Source organism: Paenibacillus sp. Leaf72 (genome assembly GCF_001422685.1).
GTDB lineage: Bacteria > Bacillota > Bacilli > Paenibacillales > Paenibacillaceae > Pristimantibacillus.
Map to the genome: position 1 here is coordinate 423,873 of NZ_LMLV01000030.1, position 18,307 is coordinate 442,179.

The following is an 18,307-nucleotide window of genomic DNA, read 5'->3' on the forward strand; positions in this document are numbered from 1 at the left end:
ATTATCGCAGGCGATGGTCTAGGTTCGTGAAAACCAATGGCCGATTTTGGGCAAGCGGGTGAGGTCATGCCGGTCAATAATGTTCGTCCAAACCATGAGCGCCAAATATACAATTGCGCCGCAAGCACAGGCCACAAGCAAATTCACCCATTCCGCAGCTACGGGCTCCCGATTCATAACGAAGCGTGCTGCGGCCCCCATAACAACCATAGCAGAGATGACCTTCATAAAATCGCGCAGCTTCATCCGGAAGCCGATCAGCTTGAGAACGCTAATGCCATGCAGCGCAGTGACTAGCACGATATTCAAATTAATCGCAATTAAAGCGCCATATATGCCAAATTCGGGCTTGGAGGCGAGATATATAATGAAGACCAGCTTAATAGCAGCCCCAATAAACGTGTTCATAAGCGCTTTGCCCGGTTTATCGAGCGCCTGAAGAGTTGCTTGCAGGGGAGCCTGCAAATAAATAAAAAGGCCGACAGGAGCAAGCAGCTGCAGCATCGGTGCAATCTCGCTGTGGTTGTACAGCATCCGGCAGATCGGCTCGGCGAATAGGCCGAGAATGACGACGAAAGGCGCTCCGGCGACAAGGGCCAGCCTCATCGATTGGTGCAAGCGCTTATGGATCGTAGCCATATCGCCGCGTGACGCTGCTTCAGAAAGCGACGGAATTAGCGAGGAGGCGAGGGAATAGGTCAATGCGGTTGGCAGCAGGATGAGCGGGATGACCATTCCTTGCAGCGCCCCGTACTGTGCCGTAGCAATGCCTGTAGCAATGCCTGCCGTAGCAAGACTGCGAGCGGTGAAAATAGATTCGAGCAAATAGGAGAGCGAGCCGACAAGGCGGCTGGCTGTAACCGGTATGGACAGGCTAAGCAGCTTGCCCATAATGGGTCCCTTATCAGCAGCTGTTGATGGCATGCTTGCCTCAGACAGCAGAGCGGGAGTCCTTTTTTCCCTCGCATATTTCCACAGCAGGACGGCTAGGCCGCCGATTTCACCGACCACGACGCCAAGCATGGCGCCAGCCGCTGCCCATTCCAGCCCTTTGGGCATGAGAAGCATCGCGAAGCTAAGCGAGAAAATAATTCGCAGCACCGTCTCCACAATTTGGGAAGCGGCGGAGGGAATCATATTTTGCTTGCCCTGGAAGTAGCCGCGAAATACAGATGAGACGCCGACGATCAGCAGCATCGGCGTCATGAACAGAAATGTGCGCTGCACACGCTTGTCCGGCAGCAAATGCGCAGTAATCCAAGGCGAGAACAGCAGCAGCAGGCTGGTCAGCGTGATGGCAAGAAAAATCGTAAGCAGCAGAGCACTGCGGAAAATATGGCGGACCCGCCCCTCATCTCCGTTTGACTGGGCTTCGGCAATCCATTTGGCAACGGCGAGCGGAATGCCGCCGGTAATTATTGTCAGCATAACCGCCAAAAACGGATAGCTCAGCTGATACAGCCCCACGCCTTCGGCGCCTATAATGCGCGGCAGCGCAATGCGCGGGACGAAGCCGAGAATTCGATTGATGACGCCTGCTGCAAGTAAAATCATGGCCCCTTTTATAAACGTTTGCTTGGTCATACTCGCCCCTCATTCCATTAGCCGTATTGTTGCAGTATCATAGTTATGCACGGCATGTCCGAATCATGATTGGATAATGAACATCGCTTTATGTGCAGGAATATGTGCTATGGACAGCGAATAGTAGCAGTCAAGGCAAAAAAGCACGGGAGGCGCGGCTATGGAGGAACAGGACCTGGTTCAGGTAATTGAGCAGCTGTGCAACAGCAAGGCAGAGGAGTTTCAGCTTATTGGCTATGAACATGCGAATGGGAAAGACATTTGGGCATGCGTAAGCGCTGGATATAAAAAGAGCGGGCAGCCGGAGCTGCACAAGCTGGTCAACGACATTTTATCGCTGAAGGTGACGAGCTTTATGAACTTTTTGACGATTAGCGCCTACCGGGGAACCCATTTCTAAGGGAAGGGTTTCTTTTTTTTGACTCAAAAATTGCTCGCAAGTATAATAGGAATATTGAGATCATAAGGGGGACTTAGGAAATATGAACGGGAAAAGATTATTTGCCTTCCTTGGGATCGTTGTCATCATGTTTGGCGTGATCGCTTGGACGAGCCCATCGCTGGTAAACGGCATTCGGCTAGGCCTTGATTTGAAGGGCGGATTCGAGGTGCTTTATGAAGCAGAACCGCTTGCAGCTGGCGATAAAGTAACGCCTACTTTGCTGAAGGATACGGCGAAAAGCCTCGAGGCTCGGGCGGACAAGCTGGGTATTTCCGAGCCGGAGATAACGACAGAAGGAACAAACCGCATTCGCGTCAAGCTTGCAGGCGTTACGAATGAGGATGAGGTAAGAAACATTATCAAGAAGCCGGTTAATCTGACCTTTAGAGCACCAGATGGCACGGTTGAGCTTCAAGGTGATGATTTTGTGCAAAATGCAGCTACGGTCGAATATGATTCACTGAACAATCCGGTCGTTTCGATTAAGCTGAAAGATGCGAAGAAGTTTGAGGATGTTACGACAAGACTGACGGGCAAGACGCTTGCGATTTATCTCGACGATGAAATGCTGTCGAATCCGAACGTCAACCAGCCAATCAGCGGCGGAAGCGCGCAAATTAGCGGCAATTTCACGCTTGATGAAGCGAATGATTTGAAAGATACGATTAATTTGGGCGCATTGCCGCTTAAGCTGACAGAGAAATACACGCAAAGCGTTGGCGCAAAGCTTGGACAGCAGTCGCTTGAAGATACCGTTCGCGCCGGCGTTATCGGCTCGGCGATTATTTTGGTGTTCCTGATTATTTTGTTCCGTATACCGGGCGTTGTAGCGGGTATTACGGTCATTACATTTACATGGATGCTGGTACTCGTATTCGAGATGCTGAATGTCACGTTAACGCTGCCGGGTATTGCCGCATTTGTACTCGGGATTGGGATGGCGGTCGACGCGAATATCATTATGTACGAACGGATCAAAGAGGAAATCCGCAGCGGCAAAAGCTTGCTTTCCTCCCTTAAAGCAGGCTCCAAAAACTCGTTCCGTACGATTATGGATGCGAACATTACGAACATGATTTCCTGCGGCGTGCTTTATTACATCGGAAACGGTGCGATCAGAGGCTTTGCACTGACGATGATTTTGAGTATTTTGGTCAGTATCGTTACAAACATTTTCTTCTCACGCCTACTGATACATTTGCTGATTCGCAGCAACCTGTTTACTAAACCTAGCTATTTCGGCGTGAAGGAGGCGGACATCCGTGAACTTTAAAACAACAGTGCATTTTGACTTTATCAAGCATAGCAAAAAGTTTTTCATGGCTTCTATTATTTTGACGGTTTTAGGGGTTATCTCGCTGTTCCTGTTCAACCTGAACTATGGCGTCGATTTTAAAGCGGGTACGAATATGGATATCGCAGTCGGCAAAGCTTTGACCCAAGCGGAAGCGAAGGAAGTTTTGGCAACAGCTGGCGTTACGAACGTTACACCGACTGTTGGCGGCACGAACGGCGATCGCGTTTCAGCTCGTTTTGAAGAAGTATTGGAGCAAACGAAGGTCACGGAAATTCAAAATGCGTTTAAAGCAAAATTTGGCGATCAAGTATCGGCAGAGGTCAACGTAGTATCCCCGGATATGGCGCGTGAGCTTGGCTTCAAGACGATTTATGCCGTTATTATTGCAAGTATTGCGATTATGATTTATGTCATGATCCGTTTTGAATGGCGCTTTGCTTTAGCGGCGAACATTGCGATTTTGTATGATGCTTTTGTCGTAGTCGCTGTATTTTCGATTTTCCGTCTGGAAGTCGATCTGCCGTTTATTGCCGCAGTATTGACGACAATCGGTTATTCGATTAATGATAAAATCGTTATTTTCGACCGAATTCGTGAAAATCTTCGTTTTGGCAAGCTGAAAACGCGTGATCAGCTCGCAGATATGGTCAATCAGAGCCTTTGGCAGACGATGGCGCGTAACATTTATACGGTACTGGCCGTACTCGTTATCGCGGTTTGTTTATTCCTTTTCGGAAGCGAGTCGATCAAGCTGTTCGCCTTGGCGAAAATTATCGGTCTGACAAGCGGCGCATACTCGTCGATCTGTATTGCGAGCCCGCTCTGGCTTCTTCTTAAAAGCAAACAAAAGCCTAAAGCAAAGCAGCCTGCCAAGACTGCGGTCTAACAGCGTAGAAGGAGGCAGTCATGACAATGAACCAACGATATACAAAAGCAGAGCCGGCCAGCTGGTCAGGAATTTGGGGTAATGCGGCGTTGGCGTTGTTGAAAGGGGCAGCAGGCTGGCTGTCCGGCAGCAAAGCATTGCTTGCGGATGGTTGCCGATCGGCAGCTGAGGCGGCGGCTATTTTTGCGGAAAAGGTCGTTTCGCAGCGTAATGAAAGTGGCAGCGAAGCCCCTTCCAGCAGCGCTGCTGCTGGAAAGCATAAGGAAACACGGAAGACAGAAACCGTCATGAATGTCGTTTTAGCGGCAGCCTTGCTCCTTATTGGCTTGGAAATTGGCATTTCGGCTGTTCGGGACATTGCAGAGGGCATTAGCAAGCCGCCTCATTGGAGTGCGCTTGTCGTTCTGGCTGGCTGCCTGCTCGTGAAGGAGCTCGTCTGGAAACAGCGGGAGCATGGCAGCAGCTTGTATGCGACACTTGCTGTGTTCATTGGTGCAGGAGCCGCGTGGCTGGGCAAGCTGATTTCGCTTCCGGTGCTTTATTATTTTGATTCGGCAGCTGCTATCGTCATATCGGTTATCGTCATGAACGGCGGCTATCGCATTATTGTGCCTTCCCCTCATAGAGAGGAAGCTGCCGCAGAAGTATACAGCGAAAATACCGAGGAGCTTATGCAGCTCGTTCAACGGGTGGAAGGCGTCGTCACCGTACAGTCTCTGCATGCTCGCGAGCGGGGCCATTACGTCGTTGCGGAGGCGGTTATTAGCGTTAATCCGCGCGTGACTGTGCTTGAAGGGCATGAAGTGGCGAAAAGGGTGAAACGACTGCTGTTGACACGCTTTACCCACCTAACGGACGCAACGATTCATGTCGAGCCTTATGACCCAGGTTATCCTTATAAATCCAATCACGATCCGAATCAGGAACATATGCCTACGCTGCTTCAATAGCGCAGCGCGGCAGAAAGGAGTTGAAGTCGGCGTGATTCAAGCAAAAACACGTTGGAATCTTGCACCTTGGGATGAGCAGGCAGACGCGGCGGCGAAAGAGCTTTCGACAGCTCTTAGCCTGTCACCGCTTGCCGCCAAGCTTTTGGTGCAGCGCGGCTACAAGGAGATCGCACAGGCGGAGCAGTTTTTAAGAGGCGGCTCTGAGCATTTGCATGACCCGTATTTGCTGAAAGATATGAGGGAGGCTGTCGCCCGTATTCGGGAGGCGGCCTCAGCTGGCGAAAAGATACGTATTTATGGCGATTATGATGCCGACGGCGTATCCAGCACCTCGCTGCTCGTACATGTGTTTCGCGAGCTTGGCCTTCATTTTGATTATTATATTCCTCATCGTGCTCTAGAAGGTTATGGATTAAACAAGGCGGCGCTGGAAAAGGCGGCCGCCGAGGGTATCCGCTTAATCGTAACGGTTGACACCGGCATCAGCGCCTATGATGAAATTGCCTACGCCAAGGAGCTTGGGCTTGATGTCGTTGTCACCGACCATCACGAACCGCCAGCACGTATTCCGGATGCCTGCGCCGTAGTTAATCCGAAGCGGCATGATTGCACTTATCCTTTTGAAGGGCTGGCAGGCGTTGGTGTCGCATTCAAGCTGGCGCAAGCGCTGCTGGAACGCCCGCCTATGGAGCTGACAGACATTGTCTGTCTCGGAACGATTGCGGATTTAATGCCTTTAACTGGCGAAAATCGGATTTTAGTCAAAAGCGGGCTGGAACGGCTTCGCCAGACGACGAATACCGGATTTCTAGCGCTGGCTGAGTCGACGGGCATCGAGCTGCCGTCAGTTACTTCCACGACAGTTGCTTTCGGCATGGCACCGCGCATTAATGCGGCTGGCAGGCTCGATCATGCGCGGCGCGCTGTAGAGCTGCTCATAAGCGACAACTACGACGAGGCTATATTGGCAGCAACTTCGCTCGATATGCTCAACCGCGAGCGGCAGCGCATCGTGGAAGGCATCGTCAAGGAAGCGGAGGAGCAGTGGGCGCAGAAGCGAGCGCAGGCTGCGGATGCGGGCGAGGCGGAACCGGCGGTTATTGTACTGGCGGGAGAAGGCTGGAATGTTGGCGTTATTGGCATTGTGGCATCCAAGCTGCTTGAGCGCCATTACAAGCCTGTAATTATTCTCGGTATTGATGGGGAGAGCGGCATGTGCAAGGGCTCTGCGCGCTCCATTGACGGCTACGACCTGCATGCAGCACTTACCGCCTGCGATGAGCTGTTGGACCATTACGGCGGCCACCAAGCGGCGGCAGGCATGAGCCTGCATCGTGACCAGCTGGCTGAGTTTGAACGTAAGCTTGGCGAGCTTGCTTTGGAATGGCTCAGCGAGCAGGATTGGATTCCAAAAACAGGCATCGACCTGCAGTGCAAGGTTGAAGAAGCTAATTTGCAAACGATCAATGAGCTAGCGCAGCTGGAGCCGTTTGGTGCGGGCAATCCGTCGCCGCGCCTGCTCTTTCAGGGAGCAGCTCTTGCAGACAAGCGAACGATGGGCAAGGAAGCGAAGCATCTTAAGCTGACCGTGAAAAGCGGGCAAGCTGTACTGGAAGCGGTAGGCTTCAGCATGGGAGCTATTGCCGACCGGCTGCTGGCGAGCAGTCCTGTCGATCTGGTAGGCGAGCTGTCCATCAATGAATGGAACGGCCAGCGCAAGCCGCAGCTGCATATTCATGACCTGTTCAGCGGAGGCGCGTATGCAAAGTTTCCTGAGCGTGAGCATTTCGGTCAAGTGTATCAACTGCTGCGTAAAATGAAGCAGGCACCGCTTGAAGGGCTTGCGAAGCGCCTGGCGGAGATGAGCGGCTGGCCGCAGGAAATGACCGAGGTTATGCTGCGCGTATTTACCGAGCTTTCGTTTATCCGCATCGAGGATGGTTTGGCGATCGTTGCAGAAGCGCCGGAGAAGCGGGAGTTAAGTACAGCCACTGCCTATCAGGAGGCAAAAAGTAAAGCCGAACAATTGCAATCTCCATTGGTTGCAGCTACAATATTGGTTTGACAACACCAGAATGGCGACAGACAGAAGGGACGAATAATTAATGAGCGAGTCACAAATTAATTTTAAAGATTACATTCGGGTCATTCCCGATTTCCCACAGCCAGGCATTCGCTTCAAGGACATTACTACTTTGCTGAAGGATGGCCCGGCTTACCGAGCTGCCATTGAAGAAATGCGCAAAGCGGTTGAGCATTTGAAAATCGATGTCGTTGCAGGACCAGAAGCGCGAGGCTTCGTTATTGGCGCTCCGCTTGCCCTTGCACTCGGCGTAGGCTTTGCGCCTATTCGCAAAAGCGGCAAGCTGCCAGGCGAAACGATTGAAGCAAGCTATGACCTGGAGTATGGCAAAGATGTGCTCGCTATGCACAAGGACGCCATTCAGCCGGGGCAGCGCGTACTGATTGCCGATGATCTGCTTGCAACAGGCGGCACAATCGCAACTTCCATTAATTTAATTCGCCAGCTTGGCGGGGAAATTGTTGGTTCGGCCTTTCTTATCGAATTGTCTTATTTGACAGGCCGCGAGAAGCTTGGCGATATGGACGTCGTTTCTCTCATTACTTACTAGCCATTATTTGAAGGATGAAATAAAATCGTTTGAACGTTTAAGCCAACCAGCTGCTGCTGGTTGGCTTTCGCCCTATAAAGTCCCATTTTACCGGATACAATATTAATATTTCCATGACTTAAATCGACACTTCAATCGACAGCATAGTTGACGTCATGCTATGCTTACAGGCATAATATTAGAAAACTCGGAAAATGCGCGAAGGGGAGCCGAAGCAGGGCTCATTTCGGAAAGGGATGTTCATGGGCATAGAGCAGTTAATTGAAAAGGCATCGGCCTATATGAAGGAACAGGACTTATTACGCATAAGGGAAGCCTATCATTTTGCAGATCAGGCTCATCATGGACAAGTGCGGAAATCAGGCGAACCTTACATTTTACATCCGATTGCTGTAGCAGATATATTGGTGGATATGCAGATGGATGTGCTGTCCATTATTACAGCTTTGCTGCATGATGTGGTTGAAGATACGACAGTCGATTTGGAGACGGTACGGGCGAAATTCGGCGAAACCTGCGCAATGCTGGTTGACGGACTGACGAAGCTGGAGAAAATCCGTTTTCGTTCCAAGGAAGAACAGCAAAACGAAAATTATCGGAAAATGTTTGTGGCGATGGCGCAGGATATCCGCGTTATTTTGATTAAGCTCGCCGATCGCCTGCATAATATGCGGACGCTGAAATTCCAGTCGGAGGAGGCGCAGCGGCGCATCGCGTATGAGACGCTGGAAATTTTTTGCCCCATTGCGCATCGGCTCGGTATTTCCGCGATTAAGTGGGAGATGGAGGATATTGCGCTTCGGTATTTGAATCCGCAGCAATATTATCGCATCGCCAACTTGATGAAGAAAAAACGGGCGGAGCGCGAGCAGTTTATTGCCGATGTCATTGACCGCATTGAAGAGAAGCTTGGCGAGATGGGCATTGAAGGCGATATTTCCGGGCGCCCGAAGCATTTGTACAGCATTTACAAAAAGATGACCGACCGCAACAAGCAGTTTAATGAAATTTATGATCTGATGGCGATTCGGATCATCGTTGAGAACATTAAGGATTGTTATGCGACGCTCGGCATTATCCACACGCTGTGGAAGCCGATGCCAGGACGGTTCAAGGATTATATCGCGATGCCGAAGGCGAATATGTACCAGTCGCTGCATACGACGGTTGTAGGGCCCAATGGCGAGCCGACCGAAGTGCAAATTCGGACATGGGATATGCATCGTACTTCAGAATACGGGATTGCGGCGCATTGGGCGTACAAGGAAGGCACGGTCGTGCCAAACCGCAACTTTGAAGATAAAATGTCTTGGTTCCGCGAAATATTGGAGCTGCAAAATGACGCTCGCGACGCATCGGAGTTTATGGAATCGCTGAAAATGGATTTCTTCTCGGATCTCGTCTTTGTATTTACGCCGAGCGGTGAAGTCATTGAGCTGCCAGCCGGCTCTGTACCGCTGGATTTTGCTTACCGCATTCACACGGAGGTTGGCAATCGCACGATTGGCGCCAAGGTGAACGGCCGTATTGTGCCGCTTGACCATAAGCTCAAAACCGGTGATATTATTGAAATTCTCACCTCTAAGCATTCATACGGACCGAGCCAGGATTGGGTGAAAATTGCACAATCGTCGCATGCCCGCAGCAAAATCAGGCAGTGGTTCAAGAAGGAGCAGCGCGAGGAAAATGTGGCGAAGGGCCGCGAGGCTGTCGAGCGTGAGCTCAAGCGCCTTGGTCTGGAGCCTTCGGCTTGGCTGACCGAGGACAAGCTGCAGGAGGTTGCGTCGAAGTTCTCCTTTAACGATGTGGAGGATATGCTGTCCGGCGTTAACTTTGGCGGCGTGACCGCTGCGCAGATTTGTACCCGTCTAACGGAGAAGCTGCGCAAGGAAGCCGAGAAAAACAATACGATTGAGCTCGGTACGGATAAAGATGCGAAATCGGGAGGCAGCCGTAAAAATCGCCAACACCATGGCGTAACGGTACGAGGCATCGACAATTTGCTCGTTCGCTTCGCCCGCTGCTGCAATCCGGTGCCAGGCGATGCTATCATTGGCTACATTACGCGTGGCCGCGGCGTCTCGGTGCATCGAATGGATTGCCAGAACATTCCGTTCGGCATGGACGGTGAGGAAGCTGATCGCGTCATAGAGGTGGAGTGGGAAGAATCGGTCGAGGCCAATTACAGCGTCGATATTGAAATTACCGGCCATGACCGCAATGGTCTGCTCAATGAAGTGCTGCAGGTCGTATCTGGCAGCAAGACGAATATTTCTGCAGTGACCGGTCGTTCCGTGAAAAATAAAATGGTCATGATTCATATGACTGTGCTGATTAAGAACGTTGAGCATCTCTCTTCTGTGGTGGAGAAGATTAAACGGGTACAGGATATTTATTCCGTCCAAAGGATTATGAATAACTGAGTTTGCTGTAAAAGCCTTGGTGGGGAAGGGCGGGGGGACGCTGCGTGAAAGGTTTGGGTTTCGGTCGCCATTGCTCCTGAATTTCATCGAATTTACCGTTGCACGGTAGAAATTCAGGAGCAAAAGCGAACGCTCCGCTCCTCAATCCCAAACCTTTCACTCCACTCCCCCCTCCTTTTCCCCGAAAAGGTTTTAAAAGCAAGTTTAGCTATTTGCCAGTAGGCAACAAGCTAAAAATACAAAGTCATGAACCCCCTGCCCTGATTAAATCTTAATAGGGCAGTTAAACGGGAAAACATTTATTACGCTCGATAAACTAAGTGGGAAGCAATAGCATAGTCGGAAGCATTAGCATAGAGATGGCGGCGTATTTTGCCGCCTTCTTCTTTTTTAGAGAGAGGATGGAAAGCATGAAGGTTGTTATTCAGAGAAGCAAGCAGGCGAGCGTGACCGTCGAAGGAGAAGTAACAGGGGCAATCAACTTTGGATATGTACTGCTCGTTGGGATTACCCATGAAGATACGGAAGCCGACATCAAATGGATGGCCGATAAAATCGCGGGCCTGCGCATTTTTGAGGATGAGGCCGGAAAAATGAATTTATCCATCGTCGATAAGGGTGGCGCTATTTTGTCGGTATCGCAGTTTACGCTGTATGGAGACAGCCGCAAAGGCCGGAGACCGAACTTTATGGCTGCTGCCCGCCCAGAGCAAGCGGAGCCGCTCTACGAGCAGTTTAATGCCTATCTTCGCCAGCAGCACGGGCTGCAAGTGGAGACGGGGCGTTTTGGCGCTATGATGGACGTGTCGCTCGTCAATTGGGGTCCTTTTACCTTGATTTTGAACAGCAAGGAATAGATCCATAGAACCGCCAGCCGAATTTCACTTGGTATGGCGTACATATAAGAAACTTATCCAGTCAGTTCCTAGACAAAAAAAAGGCAGCCAACATATTCGGCTGCTTTTTTACGTCCTTCAAATTAGCTATGAAATGGGCCATTGCTGGTTTATTTTTTAAGACGGGCAAGCTTTTCTTCAACATTGAATTTTTTCATTTCCTCATTATCGAAAGGGTAAGGAGATGCTTTGTCGGCAAGCCATGTAAAGGTCATTTTGCTCATGATGACTACTATGAACAGGGCCAAGTAAAGAATTGCAAAGAGCCAGTCCCTTGCTGTAACAACACCAGTTGAGTGGATATGATAGAGATAATAAAAAGCCAAAGGAATATGCCCCAACACAGCCGCAGCCATTCCAGGATTGTAAAATTGACCTAGCTTCTTAGGAATCACGATTCCATGGACAACAAACTGCGCTAAACCAAATAAAATCGGTGGCAAACCAAGCCAAATCGTCTCAGGAAAAAAGATGGGCAGCAAATAGAATACGTAGCTTACGAGTACATTTGTAACCATTGCCGTATTTTGATTAAGAGGATAATGGCTGGGCATAGGGCTGGATTTTAATACCATGTTCAGAATTGCGGGTTCACCGCCAGGCCAACCATATTCCTCAAATTGATGGAGCAAAATAACGATAAAATTCATGAATAATACTTTTTGTAAAATTCCCATGTCGTTCCAAGCAAAAATCAAATAAACAATCGAAGCAAGCGCGATAACTAACCCGACGTTATACCAATGTCTTCTGAAAAACTTCATGATTCCTTTCCTCTAAATTTGTAAAAGTAAAGCTCCAAAAATAAATCAACTTGCTGCTCGATGGACTGCTCTGTCTTTAACATAGCTGCGGTTAACGTTGGATTAGCATTGCTTTTTATGACGGTCGGGAAGAAAATTGCCGCAAACATTTGAATAATGATGGGCATAATTCTCTCCTGGTCGGATAGTCCAACGATCTCGCTTACAGTACGGATTAGCTTCTCAATACCCTGGCTTTTCATGAACTCCATAAATTGATTGTGTGATTCAAATAGCTGCTCTTGGGAAAGGAGGCTTTTAGCTAGTTCTGGGTGTGCCAGCAATAATGACGAATACGCCAGCAAAAAATTTTTTAGTCGTTCAAGCGGAGGAGCCTCCGTATCATCCAACAGATTGAAAGTAACATGAAATGACTCAAGATGCCTTCTTAATACTTCATTGATTAATTTGTCCTTTGAACCAAAATGATAATTGACAGACGCGACATTGGTGCCCGCTAGATCGGCTATTTTGCGCGTAGTAATTCCTTTGATGCCCTCCGACTTGATAAGTGCTATAGCGATTTCGAAAATTTTCTCTTTTGTCATGGTCTCCTCCATAAAATAAAAATTAAAATCAAAATTCAAACATTGTTTAAATCGATGTTTTAATCTGTGTTTAGATTACGCTATATTTATTCTACATGTCAACTAAAATAAGCCCCGCACACTCGCAATAACGAGTAAGTGAAGGGCTTCTATGCAACACCGACCTCTACTTGCTTTCCGCCCTCGCGGCGACTTGTGCTTTAATTTCTGCAAATAATCCTTCTTTAGTTAAACCGGTTATTTTATCGATATGGGCTAGTTCGATCTGCTCAGTCTGAAAATGAATTGTGCCACTCTGTTTAGTCGTTAAAGCCAGTTCTTTGTTTTCTGTATTCACTTTCAATGCAACGTTGCCAGCAGAATCCACTTCTACTTGAAAAGGTACGGAAGACGGGCCGAATACATCTTTCGTCTGTGCTTTTTTCAAAAACAGCACATACGTTTTATCAAAATCAGGTTTGCTGTAGTTGGGCAAATTGAGAGTGGCTTCATAGTCCACATCGTTTAACGTATGTTTTAACAAGACGGTATGCGGAATGGAGACATTAATCGTGCCCTTGGCATCGCCCAGCAACGATTCATCCACTACAAACGAATATACTTCGCTAAGATGATTTTCCCCCATGTCCCAAGTTTCTATAAACTTCTCGTAGTGGCCGAATACCACGTAATCGGAATTATGAACTAACCCTGCAACATCCCCGCTTACGGCATAATCGGGAGAGTAATTTACATGAAACGTGCCGGGCGAATACTTCTCCTTCGCTGTAAATAGCAGCACCCCAGCCACAAGTGCTAAGCATAGCCCTGCAATTAGGAGCATCCTGAAATTGAATTTTACGGTCATTTTAAACCCTCCCTTAATTTATAGTGGGTAAAGCGCATTTAGGCCGTTTTTATCATCGGTTTGAGGTGTGTAGATGGTCTCGCGATCTCTGCTTGAGTTCATAATAGCCTTTACAAGGAGTGACGTATGACCGAGACCGAGCGCATGGCCTAATTCATGTCCTGCAGCGCTTCTTCTCGTATTGGATTGATTGGCTACAGCCGGATTTCCTATATTGATATCGGCGGTAAAGTAACTAGTTGAAGTTGTACCCGGACTCACATAAGTGATGCATACGCCAAACATCGAAGGATCATCGACATTTTGGGTGCCAACCTTGCTTAAGGTTGAAGTATTGAGCGCCGAAAGATTAAATTTAATTTTGCTTTGGGCACTATTCCAATCAGCAGCTGCTGAATCAAACGCAGCTTTATAAGCTGTATTTGTAGTTGCGTATTTCACATAAACGTTGTAAGGATTATTGGCGGATTTGGGCCATTTGTGCCCGGTAAACGTATAAGCGAACGCAGATGACGTAAAAAGAAGAGCCAGTAGCATGAAGGGTATGGCGGTTAATAACGATTTTTTTCGCATATTTAATTTCTCCCTTTTTTTGATTTTTTGCTGCAAATCACTCAAGCTTGTAGCATAATGACGATCGAAAAACAGGATATGTTTCAATTTATGGATGTATTTTCAAAAAATGAGAGGGGAAAGGTTTAATGCTTATTTTCGCTCGATTGGAGAGCAAGCAATAGCGTCAAGATGAAGATTAGGTCAGATGCCTTCTGGATACAATAGGGGAGAGAATGGGCGCGCTTAGCGCATTCGGCAGCGATTGGCCGCGGCCGGAGGCCTGTTTATTTTGTACCGGAGGCGAATGAACACATGCATCAATCCCGCAAGGAGCAAGGGCTGGAGCGGATTAGCCGCAAGCTGCTCCATGCCGATCGGCATGAAGCGATAAGGCTGTCACAGCTGGAGGAAGACATGGAAGCGGCAGAGGAATGGGCAGGATTTCCGTCTGCTGCTGGCAAGCGAAGCGACTTAAAGGACACTTAATAAAGCGCAGCGTGGAAACAGCGGCTCGCATATGCTGACGGAAAAGCGGGAATAAGGTCGAAATAGCCGGAAATAAAACGCTTTCTAAACTGTAATGTTACTGTAATCAAACGATAACGCTATTTTAACATCGCAAGCCTATAATAGACCTCGACCCCCTTTTTTAAAATATAATTTACTTTTGGACCTGCAATGTGATTGCAGGTTTTTTTCTGCCTTCTGGCGGTCTTGCCGCTGTTCCTATACAATCGGGCTGATTAGAGCTGAATCGCATCTTGACTTTCTGACCACGCCCAAGTAAAATGAAGCATCAGCACCATTCACTATAATGATTTCATGATGGAACAAAGTAATCCATGCGCATATATGCAGAGAGGAATGCCTTAGGCTGCAAGCATTCTTATAATGGCGGGATGAACAGACTTTCCGGAGAACAGACGGTGAACGTTAGCCTGCTGGGGCTTAAGCTCTAGGCAAGCGATTGTTTCAGTAGCCGTACTGCGGGTGACGGGCGTTAACCGTCTTCAAGCGAGCTTCTGCCTTCTGGCAGCTGCCTCGGAATGTGGGTGGTACCACGGGAGCTATACTCTCGTCCCTGACAGCAATATTTGCTGTTCAGGGGCGGGAGTTTTTTGCTTTAAATATAAGACGTTATAAGTCTCATACTTACCACTGGCTTATATTTCACCGCAAAATGAACCCTGCCGTCATTGCACGGCGCGCACCATTTTGCTTGTTCTCATCGTTTTTTAGCAGCAGGTTAGGAGGAAAATGACATGGCATTTCAAAAATTACCAGGCACGCAGGATATGCTGCCAAGCTCAATCGACAGCTGGCAGTTCGTAGAGCAGAAGGCACGCGAAATTTGCCGCCGCTTTAATTTTCGCGAAATTCGCACGCCGATCTTCGAAGCGACCGAGCTGTTCCAGCGCGGCGTAGGCGAAACGACGGACGTCGTGGAGAAAGAGATGTATACGTTCACGGATCGCGGCAATCGCAGCGTGACGCTTCGTCCAGAGGGCACAGCCGGGGTCGTTCGGGCCTTCGTTGAAAATAAACTGTATGGCGAGCCTGATCTGACGAAGCTGTATTACATCGGCCCTATGTTCCGCTATGAGCGCCAGCAAGCCGGGCGTTACCGCCAGTTTCACCAATTCGGCGTAGAGGCGATGGGCTCGGTTAATCCGGCACTTGATGCTGAGGTTATCGCTTTGGGCTATACGTTTTATACCGAGGTTGGCCTTAAAGGGGTGCGCGTCGAAATCAATTCTGTCGGAACGCCGGAAGTAAGGCTTGCCTTCCGCGAGCGGCTGCTTGCTTTCCTTGAACCGAAGCGCGAGCTGCTGTGCAAAGATTGCCAATCGCGGATGGACCGCAACCCGCTGCGTGTGCTGGACTGCAAAGTCGACCAGAAGCATTTTGAAGGCGCTCCGTCGATTTTGGACAGTCTGGATGAAGAATGCACAACGCATTTTGAAAAGGTTAAAGCGTATTTGACGGCGATGAATATTCCGTTCGAAGTCAATTCGAAGCTGGTGCGCGGACTGGATTATTACACACATACCGCCTTTGAATATAAAGCGGAGGGCATCGGTGCCATCGATACGATTGGCGGCGGCGGGCGCTACAATGGGCTCGTTGCTGAAATTGGCGGACCGGATCAGCCGGGCGTTGGGCTTGGCCTTGGCCTGGAGCGGACGATTTTGCTGCTTGAGCATCAGAAGACGGAAGGCATTAAGGAAGCGAGCCAGGTCGACGTTTACGTCATCAGCCTTGGCGAGGCAGCAGAGCGTGAGGCGACGAAGATCGTACACGAGCTGCGTGCAGCAGGCTTGCGTGCTGACCGTGACTACACGGACCGCAAGATGAAGGCACAGATGAAGTCTGCGGACCGCTTCAAAGCACGTTTTACTGCCATTCTTGGCGATGACGAGCTGGAGCGCGGCGAAATTGCGCTGAAAAATATGGAAAGCGGCGAGCAGCGCACCGTAGCCATCAGCGAGCTGGCAGCAGCGATTCAAGCTTAGAGACTGCGACGAAATAAAGGACCGCTAATTTCCTCGCAGCTCCTTCGTTCACTAAATCTTTTAAATAAAAGGAGCATAACCATTATGTTGAAAACACATCCATGTGGAAAATTAACAAAAAGCGATATTGGACAAACGGTCATTTTGAACGGCTGGGTACAGCGTCGTCGTGACCTAGGTGGCGTATTGTTTATTGATCTTCGCGACCGTACAGGTATCGTTCAAACAGTATTTAACCCTGATTTTTCCGGCGATGCGCTGGCGATTGCTGACCGTGCCCGCAACGAGTTCGTGCTTGCTGTTCAAGGAACAGTCGTTGAGCGTGATCCAGAAACCGTTAACGCGAACCTGGAAACAGGCGAAATCGAAGTGCGCGTTGAAAAAATCGAAATTATGAACGCGGCAAAAACACCGCCATTCCCAATCGAAGACGGCGTCGAAGTTGACGAGTCGCTGCGTTTGAAATACCGTTACCTCGACCTGCGTCGTCCGGAAATGCAAAAAACATTGCTGCTCCGTTCGAAAGCAGCGAAAATTTTCCGCGACTTCCTTGATGGAGAAGGCTTTATTGACGTTGAAACGCCAATTTTGACTAAGAGCTCACCAGAAGGCGCGCGCGATTATTTGGTGCCGAGCCGCGTGCATGAAGGCGAATTTTTTGCCCTGCCGCAATCGCCGCAAATTTTCAAGCAATTGCTAATGGTCGGCGGCATTGAGCGCTATTATCAAATCGCTCGCTGCTTCCGCGATGAGGATCTTCGCGCAGACCGTCAGCCTGAGTTCACACAAGTCGATATCGAAACGTCCTTCCTGTCGCAGGATCAATTGCTGGGCATGATGGAGCAGCTTGCTGCAAGATTGTTCCGCGAGACGGTAGGCGTGGAGCTTGCGCTTCCGTTCCAGCGCATTACGTATGAAGATGCCATCAACAAATATGGCTCCGATAAGCCTGACCTGCGCTTCGGCATGGAAATTCAAGATATTACCGATATTGTCGCGACAAGCGAAGTGAAGGTATTCGCAAGCGTAGCAGCATCCGGCGGCGTCGTGAAGGCGTTCAATGCCAAAGGCTGTGGCGGCTGGAGCCGTAAAGAGCTTGACGATTTGCAGCCGTTCGCTGCTCGTTATGGCGGTAAAGGCTTGGCTTGGATTACGGTGAAGGATGGCGAATGGCGCGGTCCAATCGTGAAGTTCCTCAAACCAGAGGAAATCGCGGCGCTGACTGAGCGTTTGCAAGTAGAAGATGGCGACTTGCTCACATTTTCTGCTGACAAGAAAAAAGTCGTTGTTGATGTCATGGGCAACCTGCGCCTGAAAGTGGGCCGCGAGCTTGGTCTGATCGACGACACTAAATTTAAATTCGTATGGGTCGTAGACTTCCCGCTGCTTGGCTGGGATGAGGATGCACAGCGTTATGTAGCCGAGCATCATCCGTTCACACGTCCGCATGAGGATGACCTGCACCTGTTTGATACAGATCCAGGCAAAATCCGCGCTCAAGCTTATGATATCGTCTTGAACGGTTATGAAGTAGGCGGCGGCTCGATGCGTATTTACAAGCGTGAAGTACAGGAGAAAATGTTTGCTGCACTCGGCTTATCTCTAGAAACAGCGCAAGAGAACTTCGGATACCTGCTGGATGCTTTCGAATACGGTACGCCTCCGCATGGCGGAATCGCGTTCGGCTTCGACCGTCTCATCATGCTGCTGGCTGGCCGCACAAACCTGCGTGAAACGATTGCATTCCCGAAAACAGCGAACGCAACCGATCTGCTGTGCAATGCGCCGTCCGAAGTTGAGCTGTCCCAATTGGAGCAGCTTCATATCCGTACAGTGCCTAAGCCTGCGAAACAGCCTGCCCCAGCAGGAGCAGCACCAGAAGCACCTCAAGCTTAATGGAGCGGGCGGACGAAACAGCCCGCCTTCCTAT

16 protein-coding genes are annotated in these 18,307 nt (G+C 49.4%); 11 read left to right on the top strand and 5 right to left on the bottom strand.

The annotated features are described in order from the left end of the window. Positions 1-18: 18 nt before the first annotated feature. Positions 19-1,584, bottom strand: coding sequence for a stage V sporulation protein B (gene spoVB / locus ASF12_RS23130; protein WP_056039972.1), 1,566 nt, complete (start codon positions 1,582-1,584; stop codon positions 19-21). 160 nt (positions 1,585-1,744) lie between these two features. Between spoVB and ASF12_RS23135 the strand changes: the two genes are divergently transcribed. The 8 genes from ASF12_RS23135 (at position 1,745) to dtd (ending at position 11,072) form a co-directional block, all read left to right on the top strand. Further along, a complete protein-coding gene (locus tag ASF12_RS23135) occupies positions 1,745-1,984 on the top strand; it encodes a post-transcriptional regulator (RefSeq protein ID WP_046229349.1) in 240 nt (79 codons plus the stop codon). Between the two features lie 82 nt (positions 1,985-2,066). Further along, entirely contained in the window at positions 2,067-3,299 is a 1,233-nt protein-coding gene (gene secD / locus ASF12_RS33925; protein WP_046229348.1) for a protein translocase subunit SecD, read from the top strand. Then, positions 3,289-4,209, top strand: a complete 921-nt coding sequence (secF, locus tag ASF12_RS33930; RefSeq protein WP_074904695.1) for a protein translocase subunit SecF — start codon at positions 3,289-3,291, stop codon at positions 4,207-4,209. The genes secD and secF overlap by 11 nt, the downstream gene beginning before the upstream one ends. A gap of 20 nt (positions 4,210-4,229) precedes the next feature. Beyond that, positions 4,230-5,159 (top strand): cation diffusion facilitator family transporter, encoded by a 930-nt coding sequence (locus ASF12_RS23145; protein WP_056039974.1) that lies wholly within the window; start codon positions 4,230-4,232, stop codon positions 5,157-5,159. A 31-nt stretch (positions 5,160-5,190) separates the two neighbouring features. Next, complete coding sequence (gene recJ, locus ASF12_RS23150) at positions 5,191-7,224, top strand: single-stranded-DNA-specific exonuclease RecJ (protein ID WP_056039976.1); 2,034 nt, start codon at positions 5,191-5,193, stop codon at positions 7,222-7,224. A gap of 55 nt (positions 7,225-7,279) precedes the next feature. After that, positions 7,280-7,792, top strand: a complete 513-nt coding sequence (locus tag ASF12_RS23155; RefSeq protein WP_056040144.1) for an adenine phosphoribosyltransferase — start codon at positions 7,280-7,282, stop codon at positions 7,790-7,792. Positions 7,793-8,034: 242 nt separating this feature from the next. Further along, positions 8,035-10,215, top strand: a complete 2,181-nt coding sequence (locus ASF12_RS23160; RefSeq protein ID WP_056040147.1) for a RelA/SpoT family protein — start codon at positions 8,035-8,037, stop codon at positions 10,213-10,215. Positions 10,216-10,625: 410 nt separating this feature from the next. Beyond that, positions 10,626-11,072, top strand: a complete 447-nt coding sequence (dtd, locus tag ASF12_RS23165) for a D-aminoacyl-tRNA deacylase (RefSeq protein WP_056039978.1) — start codon at positions 10,626-10,628, stop codon at positions 11,070-11,072. A 149-nt stretch (positions 11,073-11,221) separates the two neighbouring features. Here the strand turns inward: dtd and ASF12_RS23170 are convergent, their stop codons facing one another. The 4 genes from ASF12_RS23170 to ASF12_RS23185 form a co-directional block, all read right to left on the bottom strand. Continuing rightward, complete coding sequence (locus ASF12_RS23170; protein ID WP_056039980.1) at positions 11,222-11,875, bottom strand: HXXEE domain-containing protein; 654 nt, start codon at positions 11,873-11,875, stop codon at positions 11,222-11,224. After that, positions 11,872-12,462, bottom strand: coding sequence for a TetR/AcrR family transcriptional regulator (locus ASF12_RS23175; protein WP_056039982.1), 591 nt, complete (start codon positions 12,460-12,462; stop codon positions 11,872-11,874). The genes ASF12_RS23170 and ASF12_RS23175 overlap by 4 nt, the downstream gene beginning before the upstream one ends. Positions 12,463-12,628: 166 nt before the next feature. Beyond that, positions 12,629-13,309: a hypothetical protein gene (locus ASF12_RS23180; RefSeq protein ID WP_056039983.1), complete on the bottom strand. Its 681-nt coding sequence runs from the start codon at positions 13,307-13,309 to the stop codon at positions 12,629-12,631. A gap of 18 nt (positions 13,310-13,327) precedes the next feature. Continuing rightward, positions 13,328-13,882, bottom strand: coding sequence for a M57 family metalloprotease (locus tag ASF12_RS23185; RefSeq protein WP_056039985.1), 555 nt, complete (start codon positions 13,880-13,882; stop codon positions 13,328-13,330). 294 nt (positions 13,883-14,176) lie between these two features. On the opposite strand from ASF12_RS23185, the gene ASF12_RS35280 reads away from it, so the two are divergent. The 3 genes from ASF12_RS35280 to aspS all read left to right on the top strand — a co-directional run bounded on the left by ASF12_RS35280 (position 14,177) and on the right by aspS (position 18,273). Further along, positions 14,177-14,350, top strand: a complete 174-nt coding sequence (locus tag ASF12_RS35280) for a hypothetical protein (protein WP_200931660.1) — start codon at positions 14,177-14,179, stop codon at positions 14,348-14,350. 776 nt (positions 14,351-15,126) lie between these two features. Beyond that, positions 15,127-16,377, top strand: coding sequence for a histidine--tRNA ligase (gene hisS / locus ASF12_RS23190; RefSeq protein ID WP_056039987.1), 1,251 nt, complete (start codon positions 15,127-15,129; stop codon positions 16,375-16,377). A gap of 84 nt (positions 16,378-16,461) precedes the next feature. Then, on the top strand, positions 16,462-18,273 hold the full coding sequence (aspS, locus tag ASF12_RS23195) for an aspartate--tRNA ligase (protein WP_200931661.1): 1,812 nt from the start codon (positions 16,462-16,464) through the stop codon (positions 18,271-18,273). Positions 18,274-18,307 lie beyond the last annotated feature (34 nt).

Bases quoted from the DNA above. Each gene is read 5' to 3' on its own strand.
- spoVB (WP_056039972.1), bottom strand. From the start codon at position 1,584: ATGACCAAGCAAACGTTTATAAAAGGGGCCATGATTTTACTTGCAGCA.
- ASF12_RS23135 (WP_046229349.1), top strand. From the start codon at position 1,745: ATGGAGGAACAGGACCTGGTTCAGGTAATTGAGCAGCTGTGCAACAGC.
- secD (WP_046229348.1), top strand. From the start codon at position 2,067: ATGAACGGGAAAAGATTATTTGCCTTCCTTGGGATCGTTGTCATCATG.
- ASF12_RS23145 (WP_056039974.1), top strand. From the start codon at position 4,230: ATGACAATGAACCAACGATATACAAAAGCAGAGCCGGCCAGCTGGTCA.
- ASF12_RS23160 (WP_056040147.1), top strand. From the start codon at position 8,035: ATGGGCATAGAGCAGTTAATTGAAAAGGCATCGGCCTATATGAAGGAA.
- dtd (WP_056039978.1), top strand. From the start codon at position 10,626: ATGAAGGTTGTTATTCAGAGAAGCAAGCAGGCGAGCGTGACCGTCGAA.
- ASF12_RS23170 (WP_056039980.1), bottom strand. From the start codon at position 11,875: ATGAAGTTTTTCAGAAGACATTGGTATAACGTCGGGTTAGTTATCGCG.
- ASF12_RS23175 (WP_056039982.1), bottom strand. From the start codon at position 12,462: ATGACAAAAGAGAAAATTTTCGAAATCGCTATAGCACTTATCAAGTCG.
- ASF12_RS23180 (WP_056039983.1), bottom strand. From the start codon at position 13,309: ATGACCGTAAAATTCAATTTCAGGATGCTCCTAATTGCAGGGCTATGC.
- ASF12_RS23185 (WP_056039985.1), bottom strand. From the start codon at position 13,882: ATGCGAAAAAAATCGTTATTAACCGCCATACCCTTCATGCTACTGGCT.
- ASF12_RS35280 (WP_200931660.1), top strand. From the start codon at position 14,177: ATGCATCAATCCCGCAAGGAGCAAGGGCTGGAGCGGATTAGCCGCAAG.
- hisS (WP_056039987.1), top strand. From the start codon at position 15,127: ATGGCATTTCAAAAATTACCAGGCACGCAGGATATGCTGCCAAGCTCA.
- aspS (WP_200931661.1), top strand. From the start codon at position 16,462: ATGTTGAAAACACATCCATGTGGAAAATTAACAAAAAGCGATATTGGA.